Source organism: Collimonas sp. (assembly GCF_044339385.1).
Taxonomy (GTDB): Bacteria; Pseudomonadota; Gammaproteobacteria; order Burkholderiales; family Burkholderiaceae_D; genus Collimonas.
The window spans coordinates 1-7,258 of record NZ_JBIIVN010000135.1 but is presented as its reverse complement, the minus strand read 5'-3'; the positions used below and the strand labels follow the sequence as shown (position 1 = coordinate 7,258).

Sequence of the window (7,258 nt, the reverse complement as noted above, 5' to 3'; positions counted from 1 at the left end):
TTCGACGCTTGGCTATCGTTCACCCTGCCAGTATTTAGATGACTGGCTCACTGAGCAACATCAGGAAAAACAGGCGGCATAAAAGCCACCTGTTGGAAGACGAAAAATCGAGGGAAGCTCAATCGATGAATCCAGAACACTTACAACTGCTGGTCACGCGCCAGATGCCTTTTGGGAAGTACAAAGGAAGGCTGCTGGCCGATCTGCCCGGTGATTATCTGGCATGGTTTGCGCGTGAGGGTTTCCCGGCCGGCGAGTTGGGCGGCCTGATTGCCCTGATGTATGAACTCGACCACAATGCATTGACGCATTTGTTGGCACCTTTGCGCAAGAAATGAGCTCTCATGGCCTCTCCACTTACTACCGCTGAACTGAGGCAGTCTGCGATCAATATCAAGACCCGCTTCGTGGCAATTTCATGGCGCGATCTGGCCATCAGCTCCGGCCCGATCGCACTGCTGGCGATTGTCGCGCTCTGGCTGGCGATCTGGTTTATTCATCCGGCGCCGCCGAAAATCATCACCATCGCCACTGGGCCGGAACATAGCAGCTTCTGGAGCACCGCCGAAAAATACCGCGAGATCATGGCTCGCAACGGCATCAGGCTCAATATTGTGACATCGATTGAGCGATCCTAAAGCGGCTGTCGATGTCGCCTTTGTGCAGGGCGGGGTGGCCGGCGACATGCCGATCGACCAATTAATGTCGCTGGGCAGCGTGGCCTACGTGCCTGTGTCGGTTTTTTATCATGGCCGAAAAGTAATCGATCGTTTGTCCGAACTGGAAGGCAAAAGGGTCGCCATCGGCTTGCCGGGCAGTGGCTCGCGGGTGCTGGCACTGACCTTGTTGAAGGCAAATGGTATCGAGCCGGGTGGTAAGACCCATTTGCTCGACATGGGCGGCGACGAGGCGGCTCAAGCGCTCACTGAGGGTAAGATTGATGCCGCTTTCCTCATGGGCGATTCGGCCGCGCCGCCGACCATGGGCAAGCTGTTGCGCACGCCAGGTATCCGGCTGCTCGATTTTGCTCAGGCCAGCGCCTATGCGCGGCGTTTTAGCTATCTGAATGAACTACGGATTCCGAGGGGGTGTTTGATTTTGGCAAGAACATTCCAGATCGCGACATGCGCTTGATCGCCCCAACGGCCGAATTGGTGGCGCGCGAGGATCTGCATCCAGCCCCGTCGGATTTGCTGATCGATGCCGCCAAGGAGGTCAATGGCGGCGCCAACGTGCTGCAGCGCGCGGGTGAATTTCCAGCACCGCTGGTTCATGAATTCCGGATAAGCGACGACGCCGTGCGCTATTACAAGTCTGGGAAAGGTTTCTTTTATCGTAATCTGCCTTTCTGGCTGGCCAGTCTGGTCGATCGTACGCTAGTGGTGGTATTGCCAATTATCCTGCTGCTGATACCCGCCTTCAAGCTGGTACCTCTGCTGTATGGCTGGCGTATCAAGTCGCGCATCTATCGCTGGTACGGCAGCCTGATTGCGCTGGAACGCGCTGCTGTAACCTACACGCCAGAGGAGCAGGCGGATCTGCTCAAGCGGCTAGACCAGATCGAAGAAGCCGTCAACCGAATGAAAATGCCGCTGGCTTTTGCCGACCAGTTTTATGTACTGCGTGAGCACATAGGTTTTGTGCGCTCACGTCTTGTCAAGCGCAGTTGAGTTGTTCTGATCGTAACAGGTCGCCGCAGTGGCCACAGTTTGAAATTTTTAACGCATGATTGTTATTTATTGTTCTGTGGCATCGGTTATGATTTCACAAGGTCATTTTCAATTTAACAGAGGTAAATCATGAGATTTCCTGTTTCTTGCTTGTGCGCCGTGTTGCTAGCGTACTCGCTGCCAGCGTTTGCCGCGTTAGGCGGCGCTCCCGGCCCCGCGCAAGTCGGCGCAGTCAACGCGGATAGCGTGCGGGCCAAGGCCACGGCTCGCATCACTAATTACAGCGGCTACTCTGTCAGCGAAACCTTGGAGCCTTCTGGGACGACGGTCAAAGAGTACATATCTACCGATAGCATTGTCTTTGCCGTGAGCTGGCAAGGCCCAAGTATGCCGAATCTGCAGCAATTGCTGGGCAGCTACTCAGAGCAATTTGTTGCTGCTGCCAGTAAGCCGCACGCCGGACGGCGAGCGATAGCGGTTCAGTCCGATCAACTGGTGTTGCGTTCTGGCGGCCATATGCGTTCATTTGCCGGCAGTGCCTACGTGCCGGCCTTGATGCCGCAATGCGTGACACCTGACGATATTCGCTGACCGGAGATTACTATGCGCCCTTTGATGTATCTTGTTTGTCTGATTGGCAGCTTGTTTTTGGCTGCGTGCGGAGGAGGTGGCGGCTCCAGCAGCACTACAACGCCGACTACCACGCCACCGGTGGTGCCAAGCCTGCAAAATGCGGTGCCTATCGTCATCGATAGCGGCCCCAACACCTCTTCTGGTCAGTCGGTCGGGGCAGTCAATACCCCGTATGTTTCAGTGACTGTCTGTCAGCCGGGCAGCACTACACAATGCCAAACCATCGACTACGTCCTGGTGGATACAGGTTCTAGCGGCTTGCGCATCATTTCTTCGGTGTTGTCGGGAACGCTTGCCTTGCCAGCGCTCACCGATGCCAGCGGTAATGCCATCGCAGAATGCGCACGCTTTGCCGATGGCTATAGCTGGGGCTCGGTCAAGCGGGCAGATTTGCGCGTCGCCGGTGAAGTTGCCAGCGGTATATCGGTTCACATCATTGGCGACAATGCGTTCCCTAACGTTCCGAGCGGTTGTTCGGGTGGCCTGGTTCCGGAAAATACGGTGGCCTCATTCCGCGCTAATAGCGTCATTGGGATCAGCACTTTTGCGCAGGATTGTGGCAGCTCCTGTGCAACGCAAGCTCTGGATGGTTGGTATTACACCTGTCCTGGCGGCAATTGTGTTGCGGCAGCTTTGAGCATGGCCAAGCAGGTTGGCAACCCGGTCGCAGCCTTCGCTCAGGATAACAACGGCACAATCATTCAATTGCCCGCCATAGGCAGCAGCGGCGCCGCCGGGGTAACCGGTTCACTGATTTTCGGCATCGGCACGCAAACCAACAATGCGCTTGGCAGCGCCAGCATCTACACGCTCAATAGTTCGGGCAACTTGAGTGCGCTCTATCAAGGCACGGTGATGCAAGCATTTTTTGATAGTGGCTCGAACGGCTTGTTTTTCGCCGACAGTACCATCCCGAATTGTAGTGTCAGCCAAGGATTTTACTGCCTGATTTCGACTCTGAGCAGAACGGCAGTCAATACCGGCATGAACGGACGCAGCGGCACTGTGAGTTTCAACGTGGCCAATGCTGATGGTTTGTTCCAGGCCAGCTCAAATAATACGGCATTCAATAATCTGGCCGGGGGGGCGGCCTTCACGTCTTACTTCGATTGGGGCTTACCGTTCTTCTTTGGGCGCTCGGTATATACCGCGATTGAAGGCACAATGGCGGCTGGAACGGCAGGACCTTACGTAGCCTATTGATTGCAGGAAGCATGATGTCAGTAATGCCCGGAACTGTGATCAGGCGCTTCCGGGCATTTTCTTTTGTACGTTTAGCGGCGTGGTAGATAGGCCGTCGGATCGACGGGCTTGCCCTGACGGCGTATTTCGAAATACAGCTTGACGGCATTGCTATCGGATTTGCCCATTTCGGCGATTTGTTGGCCCTTGCGCACTGTTTGTCCCTCTTTCGCGATGATGCTCTTGTTATGCGCGTAGACCGACAATAAGTTGCTGTTGTGCTTGACGATGAGCAGATTGCCGTAGCCGCGTATGCCGCTGCCTGCATACATTACCTTGCCACTGGCTGCCGCCAGCACAGGTTGCCCAAGCTGGCCAAGAATATCGATTCCCTTTTTGCCCTGACCCGTTCCATTATTGACTTTGCCACTTGCGGGCCAGGCCCAGTCTATTGCATCTTTCTCATTGGCCACCGGCGCGCTGTTGGTGCGGGCGGGGCGTGTGTCGCCTCTCATCTTGCTCGCAGCGCTGTTGGAGCCACTTTGCGGCGCGACCCGTAATACCTGATCTACCTTGATGTCATTCGGATCGGCCAGTTTGTTCCAGCTGATGATCTGACTATTGCTGTGCTGGAATTGACGGGCAATGCTGGAGAGGGTGTCACCCTTTTGCACCGTGTAATAGCCCGGGCCATTTGCAGCCACCGAGGTGCCGCTGCCAGGGCCGCGCGGAGTGCTGCATCCCGCTATTGTGGTGAGCAGGAAGAGCGACAACAGACAGTTGGCACAGCTGATTCGTTTATATTTTTGCGGGCATGGCCCTCGGGGATTCGGTACCGACAATGACATTCCTCTTATAAATCGATCTCTTTTTTTCATCTTTGATGAGCGCTGTAGACGATCTGTTCGCGATGGCGCTTCATCCATCCGTGTTAACGGCTGTCAGCTGCTTATGCTGTAGAGAATTAAGCAAGTTGATTATGTTGTTGTTTTTAAAAGCACGAGCATATCGCAATTCTGCCGTTAGGGTAAATGCGGATTTTTTGCGGATATCAGGACCAATCGACGATTGCCACGAAAGCGTTTGGACAGCATTTTTCCTATTGTTTTCGATGGGTTTGTGGCGACTAATGATGTCCCGATATACCTGGCGTTACGTTACATGTAACGTGACAATCGCTCCCTCGGTGGTGACGCTCCACCCTCTAGAGGGTCTCGCGAGAAACTATTGGCCATTGATTAATAAGGGTTTTTATTGTTTTTGAGCCCAGCGCCAGATGTTTCTGATCCAGTGAACGCCCTGTTTTACGACTGGCATGCTCTTTGCAAAATAGTACTTCACGGACCGTGTGGTTCTTACTTTGACCTAGAGAAAATACATCATGAAAACATCGCGTAAAAGTGGCGTCGTTGCCGCATCCATATTGTTGACGGCCTTGCTGGCCGGTTGCGCCAGTGGCGGCGGAAGTTTGGGTACATCCCTTGGATCATCATCCGGCAGCGCGCAGGGTGCCGGAGGTGCAGGCACTGGTAGCGGATCGGATAGCGGTGGTTCTGGTGTTGGCGCAGGTAGCGGTACCAACGGCGGCGGCACAGGTGGCGGCACAGGTGGCGGCACGGGCGGTGGCACAGGCGCCTCTGCCAATGCGTTGTCTAACCTCGGCAATACAGTATCTGCGGCAGGGACCGCAGTTGCAGCAGCAGGTAATACGATCGTCAGTAGCTTGCCCCTGCCATCGCCACAAATCAAAAGTGGCCTGTCCGGTGTGGTCGATAACGCCAGTGGAATTGTCAATGGCTTAGGTGCCACGGTGACCAACGGCCTGGGCCAGATCGGCAGCAATCCAAATGCGGTTAGCAGCTCGGTCGCTGGCGTCGGCGGGGTGGTCACGCAAGCAATCAATACGGCAACAAGCATCGGACAAGTGGTGGGCGCAGTCGGTAGCGGTCCGCTGGCACCATTGGCGCCAGTGACCGTTCCGGTGGGCGGCCTGGTAACGCAAGTGAGTGCCACAGCTTCGACGCTAGCAGCCCCGGTAAACAGTGTGCTGTCGAGTGGCCCGGTGCAACAGATTACGCAAACCGTCGGTCAAGCCATTGTGCCGTTGATTAGCACCGTCAATACACTGACCCAAACTGTAGGCAACACGACCGGTTTGAACCAGCCAGTGAACAGTTTGTTGACGGCTGCCGGCGCGGGCATTAACACTTTAGGCAATGCGTCAACTGGCGCTAACGTACCTGTGGTTGGCAGTTTGGGTTCTGTGGCCAGTGCTGTCGGCGCGAGTGTCGCCGGTCTCGGTACCAACCCAGTCGTCGGTACCGGCCAGCCTTTGCTGGGCAGCGATGGGGGGAGTGTTGCAGGCCGCTCCGCTCGGTGCAGTGTTCAGTGGTGTGACTGGTGCGCTCGGTGGCAACGTCGGTTCAGGCGGTAACCCATTAGCGCCGGTCACCGGTTTGTTGAGTGGTGTCACTGGTGCAGTCGCTGGTGCCGCGGGCTCAGGTGCCAACCCATTAGCGCCGGTTACCGGCTTGGTGGGTGGCTTGACTGGCGGTAAGGGGGGGAGAGGTTGGAGTTGGGGCGAGTGGCAATGTGCTTGGCGGTCTATTGGGAGGCGCTAAGAAGTAACCGGTGCAAATTTAACCTTTAGTGGATAAAACATGCGCGCATGCGACGCTTTGGTCGGCGGCAGTCTTGGCACCCCGATTGTCGCCGATGGAGAGCGGCTATGGCTCATCCCGCTTTGGTGTCGCAGCGCAGCCTGCTTCAAGGCCTGTTTTAAAAAATGGCGATAAGCCGAGGGTTTTTGGCTAAACATCTGGCCAAGCGTCGTATTTTGGTGTTACTTAAAGGCGCTGGCGGAGATCTTGCATTTAATTTTTCTCGGGCGGAATCATGAGAGCAGAGCAAATAGTTGATTTGATTGCGCGCGCAAGCCCGCAGGCGCAGGTGCCGGGGAACGACTTGCTGATTGGAATGCTGGCGCGCGAGATTGCTGCGCTGGCGTACAAACTCAGCGAGCAGGAGTTGTACCGCTTGATCGCGGTTGCTGCCTTGGTCTACGAGCGGGGACGGCGCGCTCGGGGGTAAGCGTGATCCAGCCCGATACCTCAATGCAAATTGGCATTGGAGCAGACCCGATTGCGACCGGATGATTTTGCCGCGTACAAGGCTTTGTCGGCGGCCTGCACCAGCTCGAATGGGATATTGCCATCCCTGACCGGGACAAAAGCATCGACGCCGGCGCTGATCGTTACTACGCCTGCTGGGCCTTGAGGGTACTCGATGTGCAGGTTGTAAATCGCCACTCGGATTTTTTCGGCCACCGCTATCGCACCGGCCAGATTGGTGTCAGGCAGCAGGACTGCCAGTTCCTCTCCGCCGTATCGTGTGGCCAGGTCGCCGGGGCGGTTTTTACTGGCTTTGATGACTTCGCTGATTCGTCGCAGGCACTCATCGCCGGCCGGGTGGCCGTAGATATCGTTGTATTGTTTGAAGCAATCGACATCGATCATGACCAATGCCAGCGGATTTTCGGTGCGCATGGCACGGCTGAATTCGTCACGCGGTGCGTTGTCGAACTGACGCCGGTTGGCGAGGCCGGTCAGGCTGTCTTGCAGCGCTAATTGTTCCAGATGCTGGTTCAGCGTGTTGGCGCTGATTGAATCTTGACCCAGCCTGCTGATCGAAATGTGACCCAGGGCTGGTCGCTGCGTTTTGAGTTAGCAGCTGTGGATAAGTCTATCAAACAGTTGGTGTTGAAGCACTCCTTT

General features: G+C 55.8%; 7 protein-coding genes and 1 pseudogene. 6 read left to right on the top strand and 2 right to left on the bottom strand.

What is annotated here, in order from left to right; genetic code table 11:
• Window positions 1-125: 125 nt before the first annotated feature.
• The 4 genes and pseudogenes from ACIQ0R_RS09945 to ACIQ0R_RS09930 all read left to right on the top strand — a co-directional run bounded on the left by ACIQ0R_RS09945 (window position 126) and on the right by ACIQ0R_RS09930 (window position 3,506).
• Window positions 126-338: a DUF3820 family protein gene (locus ACIQ0R_RS09945; protein WP_395826712.1), complete on the top strand. Its 213-nt coding sequence runs from the start codon at window positions 126-128 to the stop codon at window positions 336-338.
• Window positions 339-344: 6 nt separating this feature from the next.
• Window positions 345-1,670: pseudogene (locus ACIQ0R_RS09940) on the top strand (TAXI family TRAP transporter solute-binding subunit).
• A gap of 129 nt (window positions 1,671-1,799) precedes the next feature.
• A complete protein-coding gene (locus tag ACIQ0R_RS09935; protein WP_395826708.1) occupies window positions 1,800-2,261 on the top strand; it encodes a DUF2844 domain-containing protein in 462 nt (153 codons plus the stop codon).
• Window positions 2,262-2,273: 12 nt separating this feature from the next.
• On the top strand, window positions 2,274-3,506 hold the full coding sequence (locus tag ACIQ0R_RS09930) for a DUF3443 domain-containing protein (RefSeq protein WP_395826705.1): 1,233 nt from the start codon (window positions 2,274-2,276) through the stop codon (window positions 3,504-3,506).
• A 71-nt stretch (window positions 3,507-3,577) separates the two neighbouring features.
• On the opposite strand, the gene ACIQ0R_RS09925 is transcribed toward ACIQ0R_RS09930, so the two are convergent.
• A complete protein-coding gene (locus tag ACIQ0R_RS09925) occupies window positions 3,578-4,258 on the bottom strand; it encodes a peptidoglycan DD-metalloendopeptidase family protein (RefSeq protein ID WP_395826703.1) in 681 nt (226 codons plus the stop codon).
• A 608-nt stretch (window positions 4,259-4,866) separates the two neighbouring features.
• On the opposite strand from ACIQ0R_RS09925, the gene ACIQ0R_RS09920 reads away from it, so the two are divergent.
• Both ACIQ0R_RS09920 and ACIQ0R_RS09915 read left to right on the top strand, forming a co-directional pair.
• Entirely contained in the window at window positions 4,867-5,919 is a 1,053-nt protein-coding gene (locus ACIQ0R_RS09920) for a collagen-like triple helix repeat-containing protein (RefSeq protein WP_395826701.1), read from the top strand.
• Between the two features lie 461 nt (window positions 5,920-6,380).
• Window positions 6,381-6,575, top strand: a complete 195-nt coding sequence (locus ACIQ0R_RS09915; protein ID WP_395826699.1) for a hypothetical protein — start codon at window positions 6,381-6,383, stop codon at window positions 6,573-6,575.
• Window positions 6,576-6,595: 20 nt separating this feature from the next.
• Here ACIQ0R_RS09915 and ACIQ0R_RS09910 read toward each other — a convergent pair whose 3' ends face one another.
• Window positions 6,596-7,120, bottom strand: a complete 525-nt coding sequence (locus ACIQ0R_RS09910; protein WP_395826710.1) for a GGDEF domain-containing protein — start codon at window positions 7,118-7,120, stop codon at window positions 6,596-6,598.
• Window positions 7,121-7,258 lie beyond the last annotated feature (138 nt).